At 61.0% G+C, this 21807-nt stretch carries 23 protein-coding genes; 13 read left to right on the top strand and 10 right to left on the bottom strand.

Annotated elements, in window-relative coordinates; translation table 11 throughout:
- Positions 1-149: 149 nt before the first annotated feature.
- The gene (locus tag XH85_RS35450; protein ID WP_128937539.1) at positions 150-1241 is read right to left on the bottom strand and encodes a TRAP transporter substrate-binding protein; all 1092 of its coding nucleotides are present in this window, start codon (positions 1239-1241) and stop codon (positions 150-152) included.
- 683 nt (positions 1242-1924) lie between these two features.
- On the opposite strand from XH85_RS35450, the gene XH85_RS35455 reads away from it, so the two are divergent.
- From XH85_RS35455 to XH85_RS35495, 9 genes are all read left to right on the top strand, one after another.
- Positions 1925-2722: a Crp/Fnr family transcriptional regulator gene (locus tag XH85_RS35455; protein ID WP_128935603.1), complete on the top strand. Its 798-nt coding sequence runs from the start codon at positions 1925-1927 to the stop codon at positions 2720-2722.
- 222 nt (positions 2723-2944) lie between these two features.
- A complete protein-coding gene (locus XH85_RS35460; protein ID WP_128935604.1) occupies positions 2945-4288 on the top strand; it encodes an ABC transporter substrate-binding protein in 1344 nt (447 codons plus the stop codon).
- Positions 4289-4417: 129 nt separating this feature from the next.
- Positions 4418-5446 carry an ABC transporter ATP-binding protein gene (locus XH85_RS35465; RefSeq protein WP_128935605.1) on the top strand — a complete coding sequence of 343 codons (1029 nt, stop codon included), beginning with the start codon at positions 4418-4420 and terminating at the stop codon, positions 5444-5446.
- A 15-nt stretch (positions 5447-5461) separates the two neighbouring features.
- Complete coding sequence (locus XH85_RS35470; RefSeq protein WP_128935606.1) at positions 5462-6391, top strand: carbohydrate ABC transporter permease; 930 nt, start codon at positions 5462-5464, stop codon at positions 6389-6391.
- 1 nt (position 6392) lies between these two features.
- Positions 6393-7238: a carbohydrate ABC transporter permease gene (locus tag XH85_RS35475; RefSeq protein ID WP_128935607.1), complete on the top strand. Its 846-nt coding sequence runs from the start codon at positions 6393-6395 to the stop codon at positions 7236-7238.
- Between the two features lie 451 nt (positions 7239-7689).
- Entirely contained in the window at positions 7690-9375 is a 1686-nt protein-coding gene (locus tag XH85_RS35480) for a pyrroloquinoline quinone-dependent dehydrogenase (protein WP_245473159.1), read from the top strand.
- Positions 9376-9377: 2 nt separating this feature from the next.
- Positions 9378-9767 carry a c-type cytochrome gene (locus XH85_RS35485; RefSeq protein WP_245473145.1) on the top strand — a complete coding sequence of 130 codons (390 nt, stop codon included), beginning with the start codon at positions 9378-9380 and terminating at the stop codon, positions 9765-9767.
- Between the two features lie 8 nt (positions 9768-9775).
- Positions 9776-10540, top strand: a complete 765-nt coding sequence (locus tag XH85_RS35490; RefSeq protein WP_128935609.1) for a substrate-binding periplasmic protein — start codon at positions 9776-9778, stop codon at positions 10538-10540.
- A gap of 373 nt (positions 10541-10913) precedes the next feature.
- Entirely contained in the window at positions 10914-11660 is a 747-nt protein-coding gene (locus XH85_RS35495; RefSeq protein ID WP_245473147.1) for a C13 family peptidase, read from the top strand.
- A 344-nt stretch (positions 11661-12004) separates the two neighbouring features.
- Here the strand turns inward: XH85_RS35495 and XH85_RS35500 are convergent, their stop codons facing one another.
- From XH85_RS35500 to XH85_RS35520, 5 genes are all read right to left on the bottom strand, one after another.
- Positions 12005-12880, bottom strand: coding sequence for an aldo/keto reductase (locus XH85_RS35500; protein ID WP_206734785.1), 876 nt, complete (start codon positions 12878-12880; stop codon positions 12005-12007).
- A gap of 185 nt (positions 12881-13065) precedes the next feature.
- Positions 13066-13497, bottom strand: coding sequence for an Mth938-like domain-containing protein (locus XH85_RS35505; protein ID WP_245473152.1), 432 nt, complete (start codon positions 13495-13497; stop codon positions 13066-13068).
- Positions 13494-14594 carry an AmmeMemoRadiSam system radical SAM enzyme gene (gene amrS / locus XH85_RS35510; RefSeq protein WP_128935610.1) on the bottom strand — a complete coding sequence of 367 codons (1101 nt, stop codon included), beginning with the start codon at positions 14592-14594 and terminating at the stop codon, positions 13494-13496. The genes XH85_RS35505 and amrS overlap by 4 nt, the downstream gene beginning before the upstream one ends.
- 378 nt (positions 14595-14972) lie before the next feature.
- Positions 14973-15980, bottom strand: coding sequence for an ABC transporter substrate-binding protein (locus XH85_RS35515; RefSeq protein ID WP_245473161.1), 1008 nt, complete (start codon positions 15978-15980; stop codon positions 14973-14975).
- Positions 15981-16074: 94 nt separating this feature from the next.
- Positions 16075-16869: a dienelactone hydrolase family protein gene (locus XH85_RS35520; RefSeq protein ID WP_245473155.1), complete on the bottom strand. Its 795-nt coding sequence runs from the start codon at positions 16867-16869 to the stop codon at positions 16075-16077.
- A gap of 290 nt (positions 16870-17159) precedes the next feature.
- Here XH85_RS35520 and XH85_RS35525 point away from each other — a divergent pair, with 290 nt between their 5' ends.
- The 3 genes from XH85_RS35525 (at position 17160) to XH85_RS35530 (ending at position 18167) form a co-directional block, all read left to right on the top strand.
- Entirely contained in the window at positions 17160-17471 is a 312-nt protein-coding gene (locus XH85_RS35525) for a hypothetical protein (protein WP_091894301.1), read from the top strand.
- Between the two features lie 150 nt (positions 17472-17621).
- A complete protein-coding gene (locus XH85_RS45535) occupies positions 17622-17798 on the top strand; it encodes a hypothetical protein (RefSeq protein WP_164939919.1) in 177 nt (58 codons plus the stop codon).
- Positions 17799-17837: 39 nt separating this feature from the next.
- The gene (locus XH85_RS35530) at positions 17838-18167 is read left to right on the top strand and encodes a GcrA family cell cycle regulator (RefSeq protein WP_128935612.1); all 330 of its coding nucleotides are present in this window, start codon (positions 17838-17840) and stop codon (positions 18165-18167) included.
- 111 nt (positions 18168-18278) lie between these two features.
- On the opposite strand, the gene XH85_RS35535 is transcribed toward XH85_RS35530, so the two are convergent.
- Entirely contained in the window at positions 18279-18506 is a 228-nt protein-coding gene (locus XH85_RS35535; protein WP_128935613.1) for a hypothetical protein, read from the bottom strand.
- Between the two features lie 180 nt (positions 18507-18686).
- The gene (locus XH85_RS35540; protein WP_128935614.1) at positions 18687-18866 is read right to left on the bottom strand and encodes a hypothetical protein; all 180 of its coding nucleotides are present in this window, start codon (positions 18864-18866) and stop codon (positions 18687-18689) included.
- Between the two features lie 297 nt (positions 18867-19163).
- On the opposite strand from XH85_RS35540, the gene XH85_RS35545 reads away from it, so the two are divergent.
- A complete protein-coding gene (locus XH85_RS35545; protein WP_128935615.1) occupies positions 19164-19727 on the top strand; it encodes a hemerythrin domain-containing protein in 564 nt (187 codons plus the stop codon).
- A 49-nt stretch (positions 19728-19776) separates the two neighbouring features.
- Here XH85_RS35545 and XH85_RS35550 read toward each other — a convergent pair whose 3' ends face one another.
- Positions 19777-20544, bottom strand: a complete 768-nt coding sequence (locus tag XH85_RS35550; RefSeq protein WP_128935616.1) for a sulfite exporter TauE/SafE family protein — start codon at positions 20542-20544, stop codon at positions 19777-19779.
- A complete protein-coding gene (locus tag XH85_RS35555; protein ID WP_128935617.1) occupies positions 20541-21797 on the bottom strand; it encodes a CCA tRNA nucleotidyltransferase in 1257 nt (418 codons plus the stop codon). The genes XH85_RS35550 and XH85_RS35555 overlap by 4 nt, the downstream gene beginning before the upstream one ends.
- Positions 21798-21807: the final 10 nt, after the last annotated feature.

The raw sequence follows: 21807 nt of genomic DNA on the forward strand, positions 1-21807 counted from the left end.
CAACCAAGTTCTGGAAACGTGCCGTCACCGACGCGGTCAGCGCGAATGCTGTCGTCGGCCCGCCATCGGGCCGCGACGGCCGGCTTCCTTCCGGCTGAAGCTGATAAGACAGGTCGAAGAGTATCCCGCAGGGCCCGCGCGCGGCTCGTTCAGCCCTTTGAACGCATGCGGATCATGAATGTTTCATATGAATACTCCGCGATCTGCCACCAGAGATTCTCGTCGTTTCGAAAGGCCACTTGCGAATCGTAGATCTTCTTGAAATCAGGGTTGGACGCGGAGGTTTCCGCATTGACCTCGTTCGAAGCCTTTAGGCACGCTTCCATCACCGCCTGGCTGAACGGACGCAGAAGTGTCCCGTTGGCGACGAGCCGTTTGATGGCCGCCGGATTGCGCGCATCGTAGCGCGCCTGAACGTCCATGTTGGCATAGCCGCAGGCCAGAGCGAGGAGCGACTTGTAAGCCTTTGGCAGGGCGTTCCACTTGTCCAGGTTGATGAAGAAATGCAGCGCCGTGCCACCTTCCCACCAGCCCGGATAATAGTAGTACCTCGCGACCTTGTAGAAGCCGAGCTTCTCGTCGTCATAGGGACCGACCCATTCGGTTGCGTCGATCGTGCCTTTTTCCAATGCGGGATAGATGTCGCCGCCTGCGATCTGCTGCGGAACCACGCCGAGCTTTGAAAGGGTCTTGCCCGCCCAACCGCCGATCCGCATCTTCAATCCGCTGAGATCTTCGACGCTGTTGATCTCCTTGCGGAACCAGCCGCCCATCTGAGTGCCGGTATTGCCGCCCGCAATACCGTATATGTTGTACTTCTTGCCGAACTCGTTGAGCATGTCCTGACCGCCGTGATCCTGAAACCATGCATTCTGCTGGCGCGAGTTCAGGCCGAACGGTACCGAGCAATAGAGTGCGAAGGTCGGATCCTTGCCGATGAAATAATAGGCGGCGGTGTGGCACATTTCGACCGTTGCATTGCTTACTGCATCGACAGCCTGCAAGGCAGGCACGATCTCGCCGCCTGCGAAGGGCTGAATTTGAAACTTGTTGTCGGTAGCTTCCGCAACATATTTCGCGATCGTCTCTGATGCACTGAAAGGCACATCCAGCGACTTCGGCCAACTCGTGGTGCAGCGCCACTTTAGTTCAGGCATCGACTGGGCGATGGCTGGCGCAACAATGGCGGCAGACGCGGCGAGGCCGGCGCCTGCCGTACTTAGAAATTGACGACGTTTCATGGCGTTTCCCCTGTGGATGATTGCACATTGAATAAAACCGCCGGCCCGCGACGATTTCGATGGCAGTGCTCCTCCGGGGATCAAGTTTTCATGCGGGCCTTTCTTGGATGAACCCGGCAGATATCAATTATATCAGACATAGGGATGCGCAGGAGATGCGGACAGCCACCACCTGCAAGTCGAATAGGACCGGATGGATTGGGAAGCGGCCACGCTGCATTGCGGCAATCTTGCGCCGACGAACCCCGCCCGCCTGAACCACTGACGGCGCGAAGCGACGCAATAAATGACATCACTTCGGCTTGCGTCGTCAGACGAGATGGCGAGCGAAGGTCCAGGACCGCTTCGCGGCGGCGGTCTGGACCGGTGCAAGCCGCTTCCTGTCTACTCGACGGCCGCCGCTTGGACGCGCATCGAGCTAGGCAGCATCGGGCCAATAAGCGAAGTCGGTGTAGAGCTCGATGATCGAAATCAAATTGCCTCTGATGCCCGAGTGAACAGATTGGGCCGCCAGCTAACAGCCTATTCGTTGGGGAGTTGAAGGCGCCTTTGACCTGCCGTCGCTGGATTGTCGGGTGCCGGTGACTCCAGGTCGAAGAGGGAGTAGCTTCGCGAGGAGGAAGCCCAATGCCGGCGGAACAAGGCCGGATCGAGATGCATCCAGGGGATAGCCCCATGGGATAGTGTTCAAAAGTACGCTGGGTGGTGGCGACCGCGAGCAGACGGTGCGGGTTCAAAACCGTCTGCTGGGCGGTCTTGCGCCGGCGTCCTTTGAGCAGCTTCGTCCCTTCCTGCAGCCCGTTGCGCTCAAGCGCCGGGCAATTCTTCAGGACTACCACCATCCCATCGAGCATATCTACTTCATCGAACGCGGCGTCGCCTCGCTGCTGGTGCGAACGCAGCGTGATGGCCCAGTCGGAATCGCCATGGTTGGACGGCTCGGTTTTGTCGGAGTGGCGGCGGCGCTCGGTATGCAGCGCTCACCCAATCGCTGCCTGATGTCGGTCCCCGGTTATGCATTGCGCATCGCGGTGCCGGACCTGAGCAGGGCCGCGCACAGATCCCCGGACATCCAGCAGCAGCTGTTCAGCTATATCCACGCGCTGTTGGTCCAGAATGCCCAGACAACGCTTTGCAGCGCCCGCCACAGCCTGGAGGAACGGCTGAGCCGCTGGCTGCTGCTCGCAGCCGACCGTCTGGACGACCGGATCATCCCCGTGACGCACGATATGCTGTCGGTCATCCTCGGCGTGCGACGCGCCAGCATCACGACAACGCTTGCGGAACTGGAACAGTCCGGCGGGCTCATCAGGCAGCGAGGTGGCATCGACGTGTGCGATCACGCGGCCCTCGAGCTTAGAACATGCGAATGCTATCAGATCATAGCGTCGGAATACCGGTACCTAAATCGCAGCGGCCTGCACGAGCACCGCATTTCCGCGGACGCCGACCTTATGCGCGCCTGCCTTTGCTGCGTCTGACGCAGCCATCCAAACAGCTTGCTTCCGGCCAGCGCCGCGCGACTTCGTCCGCTGTCAATCTTTGTACGGCAGCGTACCGACTGACCGGCTTTAGTAGAAAGGCCGGTCCGGGCCTCAAAGCTATAGTGACGCCAGCGATAACAAGATCCAGGGCGGAGCTAGACTGATCCCTCATCTGGATGAGCCTTTCTCCAACTGGCGATATCCGCAGGAGGAGTCCAGATGAGCACGGGCAATTTTTTGCGCGTCACGCGACGTCGTTTCCTGACACAAACTGGTCTTATCCTCGCCGCCGCTTCGGTGCCGTCCCTTGCTGCCCCATTCGTTTCCCGTGCGCTTGCCGACACCAAATCCGTCTCCATCGTACAGTGGAGCCATTTCGTTCCGGAATACGACAAATGGTTCGATCAGTTCGCAAAGGATTGGGGCACGAAAAATAACCTCGACGTCACCGTCGACCACATCCCGGTCGCCAACGTCGCCGCGCGCGCGGCCGCCGAAGCCTCGGCTCAGTCAGGTCACGATCTGTTCGGATGGAACGGCGCAGGCGGAGCGCACCTCTACCGCAAATTCCTCGTCGACGTGACAAGCCTCGTCGAGGCAACCGAGAAGAAGTACGGCAAGGTCAGCAGGATCGGCCGCCAGATCGGATACAACCAGGACGATAAGACTTGGTCAGCTTTCCCCGATTTTTACATCAACTTCCCGGCCATGTACCGCAAGAGCATGTGGGACGAGATCGGGATGCAGCCGGACACGTGGGACAACGTGCGTATCGGCGGCGCCAAGCTGAAAGCCAAGGGCCATCCGGTCGGCATTTCGCTCGGACACAGCAACGACCCGAACACGACCTGGCGCGGCCTGCTGTGGAGCTTTGGCGGTGCACTTCAGGACACCGAAGGCAAGAACGTCGTGCTCAACAGCAAGGAGACGATCGAAGCCGTCAAGTTCGTCACCGCGCTGTACAAGGAGGCGATGACGTCCGAAGTGCTGTCGTGGGACGACTCCAGCAACAATCGCTATCTCGTTTCGGGCATCGGCTCGCTGATCGTCAACCCGATCTCCGCCTATCGGACGTTTCAGAAGGCAAACAAGAAGGGCGCCGACGACACCTTCGTGATGGCTCCGCCAAGGGGGCCGGTACGCCAGATCATGGGCGGCGCTTCCGAATTCTACGGCATCTGGAAGTTCGCCAAGAATAAGGAAGGCGCAATCGAGTTCCTCAAATACTACGCCGATCATTGGCCGGAGGCGTTCAAGGCGAGCGAAGGCTACAATAACCCCTGCTTCGCCAATCTGGTGCCGAAGCCGATGCCGATCCTCTCGAACGATCCGACTTCGACGCCATCAGACAAATTAGCGGTGCTACAGGAGTCCGAGCAGTGGTCAGCCTCCCCGGGATATCCCGGCCCGTCCTGGCCCGCCGTCGACGAGGTCTATAACGACTTCGTTATCTGCGACATGATGGCAAAGGCGGCGAGCGGTCAGATGTCCGCCGAGGACTCGGTCAGATGGGCACACCAACAGTCTGATGCCATTTTCAAGAAGTGGCACGAGAAAGCCTGAAGCCGTGTCCGGACGCAGCCCTCCTTTGCGCGCTCCGGCAGCCGGCCACGTTGCAGCTCATTGGCAAACACGATTGGCGCCCTGCCCAGCGATTGGCAGCAGAGCGCCACATGAGCTCCGGGAGGATCGATGGCAGCCGTATTGACCAGAGATATCGTCAAGAAGTTCGGCGAGATTAACGCCGTCAACGGCATCTCGCTGAGGGTGCCGGATGGCGAGTTCATGGTGCTGCTCGGCCCCTCGGGCTGCGGCAAGACGACGTTCCTCCGCATCATCTGCGGCCTCGAGCAACAGACCAGCGGCGACCTCCTGATCGGCGGCAATGTCGTCAACGACATCCCGCCCCGCGCCCGCGGCATTGCGATGATGTTCCAGAGCTACGGCCTTTATCCGCACTATACGGTACGTAATAACATTGCCTTTCCGCTGCGCACGCAGCGCATGCCCTCCCAGGACATCCAAAACAAGGTCGAGTGGGCCTCGCAGTTGCTCGGCATCGGCCATCTTCTCGACCGGCGGCCACGCCAGCTCTCAGGCGGCGAGCGCCAGCGTGTGGCGCTTGCGCGCGCGCTCGTTCGCGAACCGACCGCGCTTCTGCTCGACGAGCCGCTGTCCAATCTGGATGCCAAGCTCCGTACCTCGGCCCGCCAGGAGATCAAGAACTTTCAGCAGCGCGTTGGCCTCACCACCATTTACGTGACCCACGACCAGATCGAAGCGATGGGCATGGGCGACCGTATCGCGGTGATCGATCATGGAAGGGTTCGGCAAGTGGGAACGCCAACCGATATCTATGAAGATCCTGCCGACCTTTTTGTCGCAACCTTTGTCGGCGCGCCGCCGATGAACATCGTCACCCGCAATGGCGGCGGCTATCTCGGATTCCGGCCGGAGAATTTCTTGCCCAGGGACATGATTGAAGACGGAGGCGCGACCGAATTTTCGTTTCGCGTCGACCGTTCGGAATATCTCGGGTCCGAGCGCATTGTTTACGGCGTGGTGGATGGCTTTGACTCGAAGCAGCCGATCACGGCGAAGTTGCCGCCAGCCCACGTCGCCGAAGGAAGCATTCGGCCCGGAGAGTGGCATCCGTTCGCCGTGAAGAACAGCGCGCTGCGCCATTTCGACGCCAACGGCAATCGTCGCACTCGCCACTGAACCGGGGATTCGCCGATGGCCGTCATCGCAGAGCCTGTTGCCAAGCCGATTTCACGCTTTCGCTTCATCCTGGACCGGCGCGAGGCGCTTGAAACGGTCTTGGTCGCGCCGGCGATCCTCTACGTCTTGCTATTGGTCGGCCTGCCGCTCCTGCTCGCGGTCTATTACTCGCTCAGCGCCTATACCATCTACAACCCAACCTGGAAGTTCGTCGGCCTGGCGAACTTCGAGCAGATCCTGCAAAATCCGAATTTCCTCGACACGTTGCGCAACACCTTCATCTTTACATTCGGGTCGCAATTGCTCGGCCTCGTGCTCGGAAAGTTCGGCGCCTTCCTGCTGTTGCAGCCCTTCCCCGGCCGCAAGATCGTGCGAGCGCTAATCATCCTGCCTTTTGCGGTACCGGTCGCGCTCGCCACGATCGCCTGGCAGTGGATGTTCGATTCGCTCTACAGCGTGATCAACTGGACCCTGATTGCGGCTGGCATCCTTACTCGCGAAGAGGCGCCGAACTGGCTCGGCAATCCGTACCTTGCGATGCTGTGCATTGTCATTATCAACGCTTGGCGCTTCTTTCCATTTGCCATCGTGATTTTCCTCGCCGGCATCACTGCGGTTCCGCAGGACGTGATCGACGCCGCGACGGTCGATGGTGCAGGCTTTTGGCGCCGCAACTACCAGATCATCCTGCCGATGATCCTGCCGATCATGGCCATCGGCCTGATCTTCGGCATCGTGTTCACGTTCACTGATCTTTCCATCGTCTTCCTGCTGACCCAGGGCGGCCCCGGTGGCGCAACCTCGGTGCTGGGCTTTGAAGGCTTTCAGACCGGTATTGTTTCCGGCGACGTGGCGCACGGCGCCGCGATCTCGCTGTTCATGCTGCCGGTGCTGCTAGTCGTGGTGATCTTCATGCTTCGCTTTATTCGTCGCCGGGAGATTTGACATGTCGGAGCCTTTTGTTCGGTCGCTCCGCGGAACCGGGTTTTTCCTCGGCGTCGCATTCTTCGTTATCCTGGCCGCGTTTCCGTTCTATTGGATGGTGATCACGGCGTTCAAGCAGAACAGTGACCTTTACAACGTCACCAACATCCCGTTCTGGTTCAACGAGCCGCCGACGCTGGAGCACATCAAGTACCTGTTCGAGGAAACCCTGTTCGCGCGCTGGCTGTTGAACTCGCTGATCGTCGGCGTCTGCGTTACCGCGATCACCCTGGTCACCGCGGTTCCGGCCGGTTACAGCCTGGCCCGCATGACCAGTCGCAAGGGCGAAGCGCTCGGAATCATGATTTTCCTGACCTACCTGGTGCCACCGACTTTGTTGTTCCTGCCGCTGTCCCGAATCATCGCCGAACTCGGACTGCAAAACTCGATGTGGTCGCTGGTGCTGGTCTACCCGACCTTCACGATCCCGTTCTGCTCCTGGCTGCTGATGGGGTTCTTCAAGGCGCTCCCGGTCGAGATCGAGGAAGCCGCAATCGTCGACGGCTGCAGCCTGTTTGGCGCCTTCATCAAGATGGCGATCCCGCTGTCGGTGCCGGCGATCCTGACGGTTGTGATCTTTACGTTCACCCTGACCTTGCAAGAATTCGTCTACGCGCTGACCTTCATCTCGTCGTCCGACCAAAAGCCGATCACGCTGGGCGTCTCGACCGACCTGATCCGGGGCGACGTGTTCTTCTGGGGCGAGATCATGGCGGGCGCTTTGATTGCCGCCATCCCCGTAGCCATCGCCTACAATATCTTCCTCGATCGCTTCATCGCCGGCATCACCGGGGGCGCTGTCAAATAGCCATCGTGCTGCTTCTGGCAAGGGGTGAACTAGGCTCCTGTGCGCCGCCTTCTTGGACCCGCGCCTCGGCCGCCGTAGCCGGACGCCGCGAGAACACAGAGCCGCATCCACTGTTCGGACATCATCCGACGATGGCGATGTGTCGGCTCAAAGAGAATGGGCGTTCGGACAGTCTGGCTGCCAAATTACATCGCTTGCGCCCGTACTACTTTAAGCGTTGAATTCATCGTGATGCTACGGCGCTGCTGAACGAATACATTCGGCCGCAGCGATCACCATCTGGTGTCTGCACCCCTCGCCGAGGTCAGGAGACGAGCTGCACGGATGAGGCAGCTTCTGCAAGAGGCCGCAGCAGACTGCATGTTGGATGTAGTTCCCGCGATACAATAAGGGAGGCAGAACAATGAAAGTCAGTACAAGGCACCTTACCTATGTTGCCGCACTGGCCGCTATGCTTGCACCATCAGCTTGGGCGATCGCGCCGTCAGAGATCAATTCCGCTCGCATCGAGGCGGCCGAGCAGAACCCAGGTGATTGGCTGACCTATCACGGCGGCTATAAATCGTATCACTACAGCGGGCTCGATCAAATCAATGCGAGCAATGTAAAGAATCTCGAGGTCGCCTGGATCCATATGCCCGGACGTTCCACGCGCGGTCTGCAGTCGATGCCGCTCGTTGCTGACGGCGTGCTCTATTATTCGGGGTCCTATAGCCGCGTCTATGCACTCGACGGGGCAACCGGCAAGATGATCTGGTCGCACTTTCCGGTGCTCGACGAGGAACTCGTAGCGATGCAGACGCACTCACCGTACAACCGCGGTGTCGCGCTCGGCGATGGCAAGGTCTTCGTTGGCACCGTCGACGGGCATCTCATCGCGCTCGACTTGAAAACCGGCAAGGAGGTGTGGAACACGCAGCTGGTCGACTCCAAGAAGCTCACGGTCGGCTTCACGGGTGCGCCGCTGGTAGTGAAGGACACCGTCATCATCGGCAGCCAGGGCGGCGAATGGACCTCGCGCGGTCCGCTGTTCGGAGTCGATATCAAGACGGGCAAGAAGAAATGGGAATTCTTCACCGTCGCCGGCACCGAGGAAGCCAAGGCCACCTGGGGTAGTGATTCCTGGCGCACCGGCGGGGGTGGCGCATGGATGCCCGGCACCTACGATCCTGAAACCAACACCGTCTGGTGGGGAACGGCCAATCCTGCACCGCTTTACGACTGGTCCGGCGCGGACTGGAAGAACAGCGGACCGCGGCCAGGCACCAATCTCTACACAACTTCGGTCATCGCGCTCGATCCCGACACCGGCAAGCTGAAATTCTATCATCAGGAGTTGCCTCATGATGCATGGGATTTCGACTCGGCAGTCGGTGAGTTCGTGATGATCGACCGCGACGGCCGCAAGCTCGTCGTGCATCCGAACAAGGGTGGTTTTGTGTTCGTCTACGACCGCGCCGATGGGAAGGTGCAGAACGTGTGGCGGATCGCGAAGAATATCAATTTCGTCAAGGATATCGATCCGAAAACCGGCGAACTGATCGGCCGGCGCGACTTGAGTCTCGGGAAAGCGAGCGAGCCGCTTTGTCCGGCGATTGCCGGCGGCGTCAGCTGGAACTCCGGCGCCTACAGCCCGAAGACAGGCCTGTGGTACAAGCTCGCCCAGGAATGGTGCATGGATGTGGACGTGATAAAGACCACGCCAATCACCGAGCCGATGGCGCAGCTCAATATCGGCGCGAATTTCAAGCTCGTTCCGCCGCCGGACGGAGCGGCGCGCGGTCATCTTGATGCACGTGATCCCGTGACTGGTGCGAAGAAATGGGAGGTCAATTTCGACGAGCCTCCGCTGGCGAGCGTGCTTGCGACGGCCGGCAATCTGGTGTTCGTGCCTGACTCGCGTGGTGTGCTGCGTGCTTACAATGCGGAGACCGGACAGGAACTGTGGTCGCATTTCAATGGCGTCGGTCACAATGGCGGCATCATCAGCTACAGCGCCGGCGACAAGCAATACATCGCAGTGCCGGCCGGTTGGGGCGGCATGGTGGCGGACGAGTTCCCGGCCCTTTTCGGCGAACCCTTTACGAGCATGCCGAAGGACGCCGGTGCGCTCGTTGTCTTCACGCTGAAACAATAAGAATGGTGAGGAGAGCCAGGGTGCAGTCGCCCCCTGTCTCTCCGGTCCAGATGCCAATGTTGAAGTCGATTCTTCTCATCACCGGCATTGCGTTGTCATTGCCCTTCGGCCTCTTTGCGCAGCAGAGCCAGGCTCCCAAGCAGGATCAATCGGCCCGCGAAACCGATATCGAGGGCGGGACGATGTTCGCGACCTCGTGTGGCTTCTGTCACGAGAACGGCGGCCGCGCCGCCGGCAAAGGGCCGAAGCTCGCGGGTACGGCGCGCAGCGACGATTTTATCGTGGAGCGGATCAAGAAGGGTAAGCCTGGAGCCATGCCCGCCTTCGGAGGCGCCTTTTCGGAGAGCCAGATCATGGCAATCCTGGCCTACATCCGAAATCTGGAAGAATGAGGCCGGAGATGCGCCAAAGCGTTTTCGTAGGCCTTTTGATCCTGCTCGGAGCCACCGGTGCCAGCGCGCGCTCGCTGGAGGCGATTCGTACACGCGGGGCGCTCACGCTTTGCGCACACCCCAATGCGTTGCCGTTTGCCAGCAAGCGTGATGTCGACCCCGGATTCCAGGTCGAGATCGCCCGTGAACTGGCGAAGCAGTTGAAGGTCGCGCTGGAGCAGCACTGGGTCGTCAACAGCTTTCAGTACCGCCGCGCGGACTGCGACATCATCATGGATGCGATCGCGAACCCCGCGGCGCTGGCGGAGGTGGGATTGCGCATGTCGCGGCCCTATCAGCGCAGCGGGGTCGCGTTGGCCGTCCGGGCCGACTCTGGCGCGGCGTCGCTGGCGGATTTGAGGCCTGGTCAGCGCGTCGGGGTGCAGGTCGGCTCGATCGCCTCCATGACACTCAGCAAGCGGGGCATCCAAACCTCTCCGTTTGTCTTCGAAGATGAAATCATGGACGCGCTTGCCAAGAACGAGATCGACGCCGCGGCGGTTACACCCGCCGCAATTGGTTGGTTCAACCAAGTTCATCCCGATGCGCACGTGCGCCGCATTCCTGCTTTCGAAGACGATCCCGACTTGAACTGGAATGTCGCTGTTGGGATGCTCAGCCCAGACGAGAAGCTCAGGCAAGGACTCGACGCAGCCCTTGAAGCATTGCTCGCCGACGGCACCCTCGCGCGGATCTACGCGCATTACAATGTCGAATTGCGGTCGCCAAAATGAGCAGGGCTCCCGGCGCAAGAACTGGCGGAGCAGCCGGAATTCATTGGATGATGTTCACCATATCTTGACGTTCAACTTCGTCTCAAACAGCCTCGTGCACAAAGGAGTGCCAGCCTTCGGCATCGCATCCCCGGGGATTTTGTTGGCCCGATTGCTCTGGATTCGGCAGGTCGTCTCTGGGGCATTCGCGTCGGTTTGGCCGGTGCCGACGACTTCCGCCCTCCCCCTATAAACAGACATCGTTACCGCGCGTCGGCTCGTCTCAAACGGGCCATATTGCACTTGCCATTCCCAAGGATGGAAATTCACTGGCTTTCCGCTATTTTGTGTTGAGCCGCAGTTCTGTAGCGGCGATCTCGAAACGAGGTTCGCGATGACCTCCAGGTCCTCGATCAGGCGGCTCGGCGCGCCGCTTGTCGCTTTTTTTCTAACCATCTGGCCGTTGGTCCCTCCGGTACATGCGATTGAGGACGCTGCAAAGGTTGGCGTGGTGTCCTTTGGTCTGTACGGGGATCAAGGCGTGTTTAGATCCGAGGCGACCGGCGCGGCTGAGGTCGTGGCCGGCCGTTTCGAGACTGGACCGATCAACGTGGAGTACAATTCCAAGAAAGGGGGACGTGCAACGATCGAAGCTCTGACCAAGTCGTTACAGTCGGCCGCCAACCGCTTGGATCCCGAGAAAGACGTGCTCTTTTTGATTCTCACCTCGCATGGCTCTCCTGATGGCCTTGCAATCAAGGCGGGGCGGCTCACAGAAACGCTTACACCATCTCGTCTCCGCGACATGCTCGCGAAGACAGGTGTGCGACACAAGGTGGTGGTCATCTCGGCTTGTTATTCCGGGGTTTTTATCCCGCGCCTGGCGACTCCCGACGTGCTGGTCATCACCGCGGCCGATGACAAGCATCCGTCGTTCGGCTGCCAGGACAAGGCCAAGTGGACCTATTTTGGCGACGCTTTTTTCAATATCGCGCTCCGGAAAGCCGTCAGCCTGAAGGATGCGTTTCTCGATGCGCGCTCACTCGTCCGGAAGCGAGAATTGCGGGAACATTTCGAGCCGTCGAATCCGCTCATGGCGGGCGGTGCAGACGTGCTGCCATTGCTTGTCGGACGCCCTTGAGCAACCGGCCGCGAGCGCCAAGGCTATTGCTCGCGGGCGTAGCGCGTCTCGACAAACATGGCTTTCCGCCAGCCTAGCCCGCTAGGTAGCCTACGGCTAACGGCCAAGCAGTGCAATCGATCGGGATAAGCTCATGGGCCGTGTAGCGATGGGGTCAAAAATCGGCAGTCTACACCGTTGCAAGCCCCTTCCGGTCTACACCCAACAGCCGACGCTTGGACCGGCATCGAGCTAGGCAGGATCGGGCCACAAGAGGACATCCAAGAGCCAGGCGAGCGGGGCACCGATCGCGCCGCTTCAAGCGGCGGGTCATCGCTAAGGTGGAGGGACGAAAGGCGCCGGATTCATGTTCCACGCTTTGCTGCGGCTCGGTCGATTGCATCGAACTCGGCCTCACTCAAGCGCCAACCGAGTGCATCGAGATTGGCCCTGGCGTGATGAGGCTTGGTCGCGCCGGGGATGGGAATCACGTGACTGTCGCGCGCCAACAGCCAGTTCAGGGCGACCTGGCTGATGCTGGCGTCGTGCGCGCCGGCAATATCGGCGAGACACGTCAGCAGCGCTTTCGTGTCCATGCTGTCCGACAGCTGCGTGAGGCGGCCAGACGCAAGCGGAAAATACGCGACGAGTGCCACATCGAGCTCACGGCAGGCTTCGAGCACGCCATTTGTTTCCGCTGCGCGTCGGAGCAGGCTGTAGTTGACCTGATTGGCGGCGAGCGGAACGCCTGCCCTTGCGAGGTGATCGGCGATGCGTCGCATCTGGTCCGCATTGAAATTTGCCACGCCGACCGCGCGTGCCTTGCCGGACTTCACCGCTTCGACCAAACCTTCGGCGAACACTCCCACGTCGATCAAGGGCAGCGGATAGTGAACATAGTAGAGATCGATAGTCTCGAGGCCCAGGCGCGCGAGTGAACCGTCAAGCGCGCTCATCAGGCGGCGCGGAGAGGTTCGGCCCGGAAAGGGAAGGAATTTCGATGCTATCACCGCGCGGGTGGGACCAGCGCGCAAGCAGTCCCCCACAACGCGCTCCGAGAAATAGATCTCAGCCGTGTCGATCATGCACGGGCCGACATCATGAATGGTCCTGTATGTTTCCAATACGGCCCCACGATCGGCACGCCGCCATTTGTTCGTGCCGATGCCCAAGGGCAGCACATCGATGCCGGTTCGACCCAAAGGGCGCGTGCCATGGCGCATATCATGATCTGCCGGCATCGCTGGACCTCTCACAGAGCGACAGCGCCGTTAGCTGGCTCTAGTGTGATGACGCGGGCGTTTCAAGGTACGCCGTAGCGACTACGGCCGCATCGTCTTCCGCGGCTACGTCCGTATCAGGACGACGCAAGCCGGATCAGGCTGGTCTGCCACTATCAACGGAACAGCTTGACCGAGCATTTCTTTCAACAGGTTACATGAAAGAGTCCGATTCTCTTTGCGCGTGAGCGGTTGAACATCCGGATTGCCTCGGGTGTCGGCTTCAACACGACCTCGCAGCCCTTTCTTTCGAAATAGGCTTCAGCTTCCGGTGATAGGTGTACGTTGCCCATCTGACCCGAGCCGATGACGACATGGTCGCAGCCCTTCTCGAAGAGAAATTTTGCCTCATCTTTTGAAAGCACGTGCGATGTACCATACAGCTTCTTTGATAGCTTCTTTTTCCGCTTCACAATTTCGCCGGAAAGGCGAACGACGACGTCGTGCTCATAAGTCTTTCCATCAATCGTGATCGCGCCAAATATGGTGTTGTCAATCTTCATCGTGACCTCCTGATCAGAATCCTGCTCCAACACGCAGTACTGAGGCGCCTCGACGCCGGCATCACCCTCACTCAAGAACGTTCCAGTCTGCCGATCCGGATCGGGACACGCCGCTGCCCCCAGCTGCCGGGGCGTGCCTCGAACAAGCCGGGGATTGCGGTGGAACAAACACCGCAGCGGCCGTCGCCTGTGAGCCGCCAAGTCGTGATGTCATACCAGTCTCGGCCGATGACCCGCTCACCACAGCTCGGACAGTACGTGCTTTGGCCCCTCTCGTCATGGACATTCCCGGTGTAGACGAAATGCAGTCCCACCTTGCGCGCGACATCGCGAGCGGTCGTCAGCGTGAAGGCCGGCGTACAGGGCAGATCCAGCATCTTGTAGTCAGGGTGGAAGGCGGTGAAATGTAAGGGCACGTCAGGTCCCAGCCTTGTCATCACCCATTCGCTCAGCTTCTTCACCTCCTCCGGGCTGTCATTGTGACCCGGGATCAGCAGCGTTGTGATTTCGAACCAGACATTCGTCCCGTACTTCAGATACTCAAGCGTCTCGAGGACGGCGCCGAGATGGCCGGTGCACAGCCGCTTGTAGAACGCCTCAGTGAACGCCTTGAGGTCGACATTGGCGGCGTCCATGAAAGTGTAAAGCTCCTCCCGCGCCGCCGCGTCAATGTAGCCCGCTGTGACCGCCACGTTCTTGATCCCGCGCCGGCGCGCCTCCCTTGCAACGTCCACGGCATATTCGAGGAAGACGACGGGGTCGTTATAGGTGTAGGCGATGGAGCGTGAGCCCGTGGCAATCGCGGCCTCGACAATATCTTCCGGCGAGGCTGCGTCCTGGAGCCGGTCGAGCTCTCGCGCTTTGGAGATGTCCCAGTTCTGGCAGAATTTGCACGTCAGGTTGCACCCGGCAGTACCAAACGACAACACGGGAGTTCCGGGCAGATAGTGGTTCAGTGGCTTCTTCTCTATTGGATCGACACAGAAACCCGAGGAGCGGCCGTAGGTCGTGAGCACGATCCGGTCATCCTGCCGGCCACGCACGAAGCACAGGCCGCGCTGGCCTTCGTTGAGCCTGCAATAGCGCGGGCAGATGTCGCACTGGATGCGCCCGTCTTCGAGCCGGTGCCAGTAGCGGCCAGGAACGCCATCCAAACGCTCGGGTTCGGTCACAGCATTCGTCCTGTGGATCGCTGAGCAAACCTCAGATCTTTGCCAACGGGCGTCCGAGCTGCCACGATGTATGGCCAGGCACGAACGCTCGCGGACGTCGGCTCATTTTATGCCTGATGGGCGGAGATGGTAAGCCGAACCGTTGCGGCGCGCCAAAAATACGGCGCCGATGTCGCAGTTGGGTCATTCGCGTCGATTTGGCCGCGTCGCCACCACGTCCGGTCTGGCGTCAGCTGCTGACGTCCGGGCGCTATCGCGATCTTTGCCTTCGGGTCAAACTGAGAAAAGCTCAACGAGAGCAATTCGCGTCCGCTAGACCCTGCGAAGCAGAACTCTAAAAGGCTATCCGCAGTTTCGCCGATGGGCCACAAGAGGCCATCATTCAATTACCTCGTCGGCGCCGGCGAGGAGTGTCGGGGTCATTTCGAGGCTGAGCGCCTTGGCAGCCTTCAGATTGATGACCAACTGGAATTTGTTGGGCCGATAGATCGGGATGTCGCCCGGCTTGTTCCCGTTCAGGATCTGATGCACGTCGATGGCAAGGCGTTGGGCAAGTTCGCCCAGATCCGGCGCATAGCTCATCAGCCCACCTGAATCCACATAGTCGCGAAAGGGATAGATGATCGGAAGATGAAGTTTCCCGGCGAGTTCGGCAATGGAGGCGCGTCGCGCCAAAAAGGTGCCGCTCGCGTCAACCATGGCAGCGTCGAATTGCTGTGACGTCATCTCGGCAAAGGCGCGACGGAGTTGCGCGTCATTTACCTCCGGGAGGAAATTCCAGGTCAGCGCGATGCCCAGGCCCTGCCCCGCTTTCTGAAGCGACAATCCGAGTGAGGTGTCGATAAAGATACGCGACGACGTCAGGTAAGCGACCTTGGCGGCCAAGGGCACCGCCTCCTTCAGGATTTGCAAGCGCTTGGCGACGATTTCGTAGCCTGCATCGATGCTGACACCCGTAAGGTTGCCTCCGGGATGCGCGAGGTTTGCAACCAATCCTGTCGCGATCGGATCTCCCATGATCGCAACAATCGGTATCGTTGTGGTGGCCGCCGCGAACGCTTCGATGAGATCGTTAAGATTGACGACGATCACCTGCGGGTCGCGGCCAACGACGGCGGCGGCAAGAGACGCAAAATGTTCGGAGCGGCCCTCTGCGGAATAGCGCTCGACGACGATATTGGCTCCTTCCGCATAGCCCAACCCGCGCAGCGTTTCATGAAACCGCCGCACCCAGAAGGGGCCGGCAGTCTCGGTCAGCTGACCGGCGGGAATGCCCGAATGAACAAACGCAATGCGGTGCTGCCGCGGGGCCCGCTGCGCCCGACCTGGGAGCGGCCAAGCCGCTGTCGCACCGCCCAGAAGCTTGATGAACTCCCGTCGCTGCATCGCCAATCCCCGACGCTCCCGACCCGAAGCATGCAGCCCGCCCCATCCCGAGGCTAAAGCCACAGAAAGGGCCACCCTGCGGTGGCCCTTTTGATCATTTTTGAAGTTTTGCGGCGAAGAACTTGGCGGCTTCGGCCTTCGCTTCCTGATCAGCCTTGGCGTCGTATCTGAGCGGCAAATTGAACTTCTTGCCGAGTTCGGTCGCTTCGGGGTTCGTGAACGCGTGCACAGCGCCGGGATACTCGATAACCTGATAATCGGCCTTCGCTGCGTCGAAATCCTTCTTGAGCGCATCGTACTGCTCGCGCTTCACGAACGGGTCGTCCGCGCCGTTCAGAATGAGGATTTTAGCTTTGACTGTTCCCGGCGCCGGTGCAGGAGTGTTGAGACCAAGTGTTGCGTGAAAGCCCGCAACGGCGGCGAGATCAGCGCCGGCGCGTGCCATGTTCAGCACCACCGCGCCGCCGAAGCAGTAACCGACTGCGCCGATCCGCTGGGGATTGACCGAGCTCTGCTTGGCGAGTTGCTCCCGCGCTGCGTTGAAGCGCGCCTCCATCGCCTTCGCATCCTTCATCACGGATCCCGAGAGCGCGCCGGCGTCCTTCGGGTTGTCGGCGGTCTTGCCGTCGCCGTACATATCCGCAATGAACGCCGTGTAGCCCTGCTCCGCGAATTTCCGTGCCTCGTTATGGATATGCTTGGTGATGCCCCACCATTCGGACACCATGACGATGCCGGGCCGCACGGCCTGGGTCGCGTCGTCGTAGACAACGAAGCCCTTCATCGTGGTCTGGCCATCCGTGTAGGTGACCGGCTCTTCCCTGACCGCTGCGTGTGCGCTCGCGACCATGGCGATGGCGCAAAGTGCTCCCACTATGTTCGTTCGCATGCTGACCTCCCGCGGGTTTGGCACAAGACTAACATTGGCATACCAGCGACTCCTGCGCCAGGCTTTGAAACCCGTGCAGGTGCCCTCGGTGGCTGCGCCTAAACTTCAAGTTTCCGGACCTCCAGCTTGAGGCGGAGCGTGCCGACATTGCGCTTGGTCGCTGGATGACGCAAAGGCGCGTTGCGCGGTCCGCCCAACCGGGCGCTGTGGCCCATCTCGGAAAGTAGGCTCTGGTCCGACCGGGAGCGATATGCTTTGATGGGTAGGGGCGAGTGGCGCGTGGTGGCCTCATGTACATGGTCATTCGCAAGTACACCAAGGTTCGTTCGGTCGCGGACGCCGCCCGCCGCGCCAAGAGCGGCGTCGGCGAGATCCTCAGGCAATCGCACGGCTTCAGATCTTACCATGTGCTGGATGCCGGCGACGGTGTCGGCATCGCCGTGATGATATTTGACGACCGCGAAAGCGCCAATGCGGCGAACGCCAAGATACTGGCGTTTGTTCAAGCCAGTCTGCATGACCTCGATCTTGGAGTTCCCGAAATCGCTGCCGGCGAGGTTTTGGTGAACATCGAGCCTAATGGGCCCTCGGGCATCAAGTAGCCGAAAACCTCAGCAGTTGCGTGGCGGGTGTCGCCCTTACTCATGTCGACCTGATGATGTCCCCGTCGCGTTTGTAGCGATCACGCCCTGGGCATCTGCATGTCGTCGGCCAGGAATATGCGACTGCACGTGCTTGGTGAGCACAACGACATGAAGCAACACACCTCCGAAGCATTTTCCATCACAGCGATCGGCTGGACACCGCTCGTGCTTATGGGCACCGCGATGCCACCACGAGATCCCGATGAAGACGAGGAGGAGGAAGACGACGAAGAGGACGATGACGCTGACGAACCGGCGGTCGCGCGCGAGGCGGACGAAGACTAGGCTAGCGCGTGCTCGACAGTCGGCGCTATAATATCTGCCATGGGCTGGGATGCGAAAGACATAGCGCTCCTCACTAGGCTCTGGTCCGCAGGACAGAGCGCAGCGCAGATCGCGCGCCGTCTCGGGTGCAGTCGTAACGCGGTCTGCGGCATGCTGACTCGTCAGGGCCTGAAGCGCGGCCACAAGCCGCCCACGGCAAGACCCAAGATAAGGCCGGCCCCGAAGCTGAGGCCGACGTCATCGGCAGCCTGCGTCCGTCCGGTCGCAAAGAAGGTGTCGCGGAACACAGCGGAGAGGCAGCAGCCCAAGGAATTCAGCAAGCAGCAGCTTTACGCCATGCTGGCTGAGGCGGTCAGAAACACGGGCTAAGAGCTCACCACGAACGTCGTTGCGCTCCCGTCAGTGCCTGGCCCGCTTCGACGGGTTCGGCCGTCGTGTGCCTTCCCAAGCCATTGTCTGCTTTCAACGTCTGCTTTCAACTCAGATGGCAGCTCCGGCCAGCAAGAAAACGCCGCCAAGCGCGACCATCACGAGCCCAGGCCAGTTCGATTTGATGCCGAAGCCGCTACCTGGCCTTTCAGGTTCCAGCGTGTCACGCCCGGAGCGAAGCCACTTTCCACCGCTGAATCGGCCTCGCCAGATGGGCTGAAACGCCATTTGGAGTACGCCGACGAAAACAAGGAGCACACCAAGCCATATGAGAGTCATGCTCACCTCCTCTACCTGCGAACGCCGATAGGTTGCTGCGCCGAGAACCGTGGTCCATTCAGCGCCTGCCCGCTGCTCTCGGAATCAGACCGACCTTGGAAGCCGCCGGACGCACCAGCGCGCCGCACGCAGGCTGGGGATCGCACTCACCGAAACTCAGGCGACGTCTAAGCGTCCTGCTTAGTCCTCGTCCGGCTCGCGCACGACCGGCGGTTCGTCGGTTTGGTTCTCTTCATCGTCCTGCTCTTCCTCCTCATCCTCTTCGTCGTCATCAGGATCTCGGGGCGGCATCGTGTCGGGCATGATCGCGAAGACGTGCCGGTCGATCTCGGCCGGAACCAGCTCGGGGAGTTGGGTCATGGTGTTGCTCCTCGGATGTGACCCTGGGGCACTCTACCCCTTTTCGGCGGGGCAGGCACGAAATTGGCGGCCGGCGCGGACGGTTGCGGGAGTGAAGGAGGAGGACTTTGCCTTTGGATGGCATGGAAGGCGATCTGTTCCGCGAGACCTGCGCGAGGTGCTGCGCCGGTCGAGTGCAGCCAGATGCCGGGCGGGCTGTTCCGCCCGGCGACCCGGTCCCCCGGGTTTGATCCAGCGCAAGATTCTGAATCGCTTTCAGGATAGCTTTGATCATTCAATGGTTCGTTGGAGGCCACAATGATCATTGAGCGCCTATCCCAAGAACACCGCAATATTGAGACGCTGCTCGCCGTGCTTGAGCACGAGCTTGAGATTTTCGATCGCGGCGACCACCCCGACTATGAGGTCATTCGCGCAATCATCAGCTACTTCGAACTCTATCCCGAGATTTACCATCATCCCCTGGAGGAGCTGGTCCTTGCCAAGCTAGAGCTTCGGGATCCGGCTGCGGCGGCAAGCGTCGGCAACCTGAGACTTGAGCACCAAAAGGGGACCGATCGTTTGCGCCGCGTTGCTCGCGCGATCGACGGTGTCCTGTCGGATCGGGAAATCCTTCGGCAAAACGTGGACAATATCGTTCGCGACTTCATAGAGAGCGAGCGGCGTCACATCATGATTGAAGACCGCGATTTCTTTCCTGCGGCTCTCAAGGCTCTAAAGCCTGCAGATTGGAGCGAAATCGCTTCGACCTCAATCGAGCATGAGGATCCGCTGTTTAGCGAGGCTGCCGAAGAGACCTTCGGCGCGCTCCGAGAGCGCATCTTGCAGATGGAGCACGAGTCTGAAGTCGGACGACGTTAGAAGCGCTCCACCGGTGCACAATCGAAGATATCAATGCCTCGGCCGTGTATCAGGTCAGCTGCCTCGCCGCCGCCGAGATCATCACCAGCCCGCCGGTGATCACCGCGAGGTCCAAGATCGCGGTGTGGATGTGCACCGGCATCCGCTCGACGAAGGCTTTTGCGAGGAACGCACCGGGGATCGCAATCGCGCCGATCAGCAGCGCGAAGGCGAGCACCTGCGCGGTCACGGCACCGGCAAGGCCGAACACCGAGATCTTGATCAGGCCGGTGCCGAGCGAGATCATCGCATCGGTTGCGATCACCGCCGCGCCTTCGAGCCCGGCGGCCATCAGCAGCGATAGCAGGATCACGCCGGAGCCCGAGGTGCCGCCGACCAGCACGCCGTAACCGATCGAACCGGCGGCAAGGCCGGTGTCGCCGATCCTGACCTCACGGCGGCGCAGCACGCGGCGCAGCGGCACGCTCAGGATCAGCATGGAGCCGATCACGAGCGCCGCGCCCGCATTGGTCAGCCGCGTGTAGCCATAGGCGCCGAGTGCCGTCGTCAGCGCCGCGCAGAGAAGCACGATCAGCGCGCGGCGGCGGTCGGCATGGCGCAGATAGGCGATGGCGCGGCTGCAATTGGTGAAGATGGCGGAGATCGCGATGATCGGCACCACGGGCTCGGCGCCGACCAGCGGCACCAGCACCAGCGGCATCAAGGCGCCGGTGCCGTAACCGGCGAGACCACCGATGATCGAAGCCAACAACGCCATCAACGCGACCAGCAGGAGCTGAAAAATCGAGATGTCGGCGAAGCCTGAGACGATGGTCACGTTTTCTCATCGCGGCTGACGCGTGCCGCAGCTTGATCGGCGATGGAAGCGAGCGCGGCTTGCTCTAGTGGAAAATCCGCCGCAAGCCAAGCGTCCTCGGCGAGCGTCAACACATGTCCGAGCGAAGGCCCTTCCGCCATGCCGCGCGCGATGAAATCGGCGGCCTTCAGCGGAAATTTCGGCGCAGTCCAGCGCTGCGGCAGCTCGGCGAGCGCACGCCATCGCGACGATCCGATGTCGCCGCCGGCCCGCGCCCAGGCCAGCAACACGCGATCGTGATAGCACTCGGCGCCGAGGCGATAGAGCAGCCGGCGTGCGTCGGCCTCGTCCTTGATGGCCAAGCGCCACCAGCGGTGCCCCATCGAATCCAGCGCCTTGGTCTCGCTATTGGAGAGCCGCAGGCGCGTGGCGATGCGCTTGGCATCCTCGGTCACGGCGACCGTCAGCGCGGCCAGGCGCCGCGTTGCATTCGCCGGCAGGCCGAGCTCGCGCTCGATCGCGATCATCGCCGACAGCGGACCTGTATAGACGACGCCCCCGGTCAGCGCCTGCAGCAATCCGCCCTCGGCCATCGCCAGCGCCGCTGCCGACGCACCGCCGACGACCAGCAGCTTGAGCATCTCCATGCGCACCCGCTCGGCCGAGAGGTTAGCCAGCCCCGCGCGTCCCCGGATGCAGGCGAGATAGCCGTCACGGTCTGGCTCGCCGGCGCCGAAGGCGGCGTGGATGCGGAAGAAGCGCAGGATGCGCAGATAATCCTCGGCGATGCGCTGGCCGGGATCGCCGATGAAGCGCACGCGACGCGCTCTGGCGTCCGCGATCCCGCCGACATAGTCGTGCACGACGCCATCAGCATCGACCGACAGGCCGTTCATGGTGAAATCGCGCCGCTCGGCGTCCTTGACCCAGTCGCGGCCGAATGCGACCTTGGCCTTGCGGCCGAAGGTTTCGGTGTCCTCGCGCAGCGTCGTCACTTCGTAGGGATGCCCGTCGATGACGAGCGTGACGGTGCCATGATCGATGCCGGTCGGCACGCTCTTGATGCCGGCTGCCTTGGCGCGCCGCATCACTTCGTCCGGCAACGCGGTGGTCGCGATGTCGATGTCACCGGGCTTAAGACCGAGCAGCGCGTTGCGCACCGCGCCGCCGACCACCCGCGCCTCTTCGCCGTCCGCGCCCAACAATTGCAGCACGCGCGCGGTCCCGCCTGCGGTCAGCCAGGGCGCATGGGCAAGTAAAGGCTCCGCGATCATCCGTCGGCCC

This window comes from Bradyrhizobium zhanjiangense (assembly GCF_004114935.1).
Lineage (GTDB): Bacteria > Pseudomonadota > Alphaproteobacteria > Rhizobiales > Xanthobacteraceae > Bradyrhizobium > Bradyrhizobium zhanjiangense.

Coding starts and splice junctions, on each gene's coding strand:
- XH85_RS35475 (WP_128935607.1), top strand. CDS start 6,393: ATGTCGGAGCCTTTTGTTCGGTCGCTCCGCGGAACCGGGTTTTTCCTC.
- XH85_RS35460 (WP_128935604.1), top strand. CDS start 2,945: ATGAGCACGGGCAATTTTTTGCGCGTCACGCGACGTCGTTTCCTGACA.
- XH85_RS35485 (WP_245473145.1), top strand. CDS start 9,378: ATGGTGAGGAGAGCCAGGGTGCAGTCGCCCCCTGTCTCTCCGGTCCAG.
- XH85_RS35500 (WP_206734785.1), bottom strand. CDS start 12,880: ATGCCGGCAGATCATGATATGCGCCATGGCACGCGCCCTTTGGGTCGA.
- XH85_RS35545 (WP_128935615.1), top strand. CDS start 19,164: ATGATCATTGAGCGCCTATCCCAAGAACACCGCAATATTGAGACGCTG.
- XH85_RS35465 (WP_128935605.1), top strand. CDS start 4,418: ATGGCAGCCGTATTGACCAGAGATATCGTCAAGAAGTTCGGCGAGATT.
- XH85_RS35470 (WP_128935606.1), top strand. CDS start 5,462: ATGGCCGTCATCGCAGAGCCTGTTGCCAAGCCGATTTCACGCTTTCGC.
- XH85_RS45535 (WP_164939919.1), top strand. CDS start 17,622: ATGAAGCAACACACCTCCGAAGCATTTTCCATCACAGCGATCGGCTGG.
- XH85_RS35450 (WP_128937539.1), bottom strand. CDS start 1,241: ATGAAACGTCGTCAATTTCTAAGTACGGCAGGCGCCGGCCTCGCCGCG.
- XH85_RS35530 (WP_128935612.1), top strand. CDS start 17,838: ATGGGCTGGGATGCGAAAGACATAGCGCTCCTCACTAGGCTCTGGTCC.
- XH85_RS35490 (WP_128935609.1), top strand. CDS start 9,776: ATGCGCCAAAGCGTTTTCGTAGGCCTTTTGATCCTGCTCGGAGCCACC.
- XH85_RS35555 (WP_128935617.1), bottom strand. CDS start 21,797: ATGATCGCGGAGCCTTTACTTGCCCATGCGCCCTGGCTGACCGCAGGC.
- XH85_RS35540 (WP_128935614.1), bottom strand. CDS start 18,866: ATGACCCAACTCCCCGAGCTGGTTCCGGCCGAGATCGACCGGCACGTC.
- XH85_RS35535 (WP_128935613.1), bottom strand. CDS start 18,506: ATGACTCTCATATGGCTTGGTGTGCTCCTTGTTTTCGTCGGCGTACTC.
- XH85_RS35520 (WP_245473155.1), bottom strand. CDS start 16,869: ATGCGAACGAACATAGTGGGAGCACTTTGCGCCATCGCCATGGTCGCG.
- XH85_RS35480 (WP_245473159.1), top strand. CDS start 7,690: ATGCTTGCACCATCAGCTTGGGCGATCGCGCCGTCAGAGATCAATTCC.
- XH85_RS35495 (WP_245473147.1), top strand. CDS start 10,914: ATGACCTCCAGGTCCTCGATCAGGCGGCTCGGCGCGCCGCTTGTCGCT.
- XH85_RS35525 (WP_091894301.1), top strand. CDS start 17,160: ATGTACATGGTCATTCGCAAGTACACCAAGGTTCGTTCGGTCGCGGAC.
- XH85_RS35515 (WP_245473161.1), bottom strand. CDS start 15,980: ATGCAGCGACGGGAGTTCATCAAGCTTCTGGGCGGTGCGACAGCGGCT.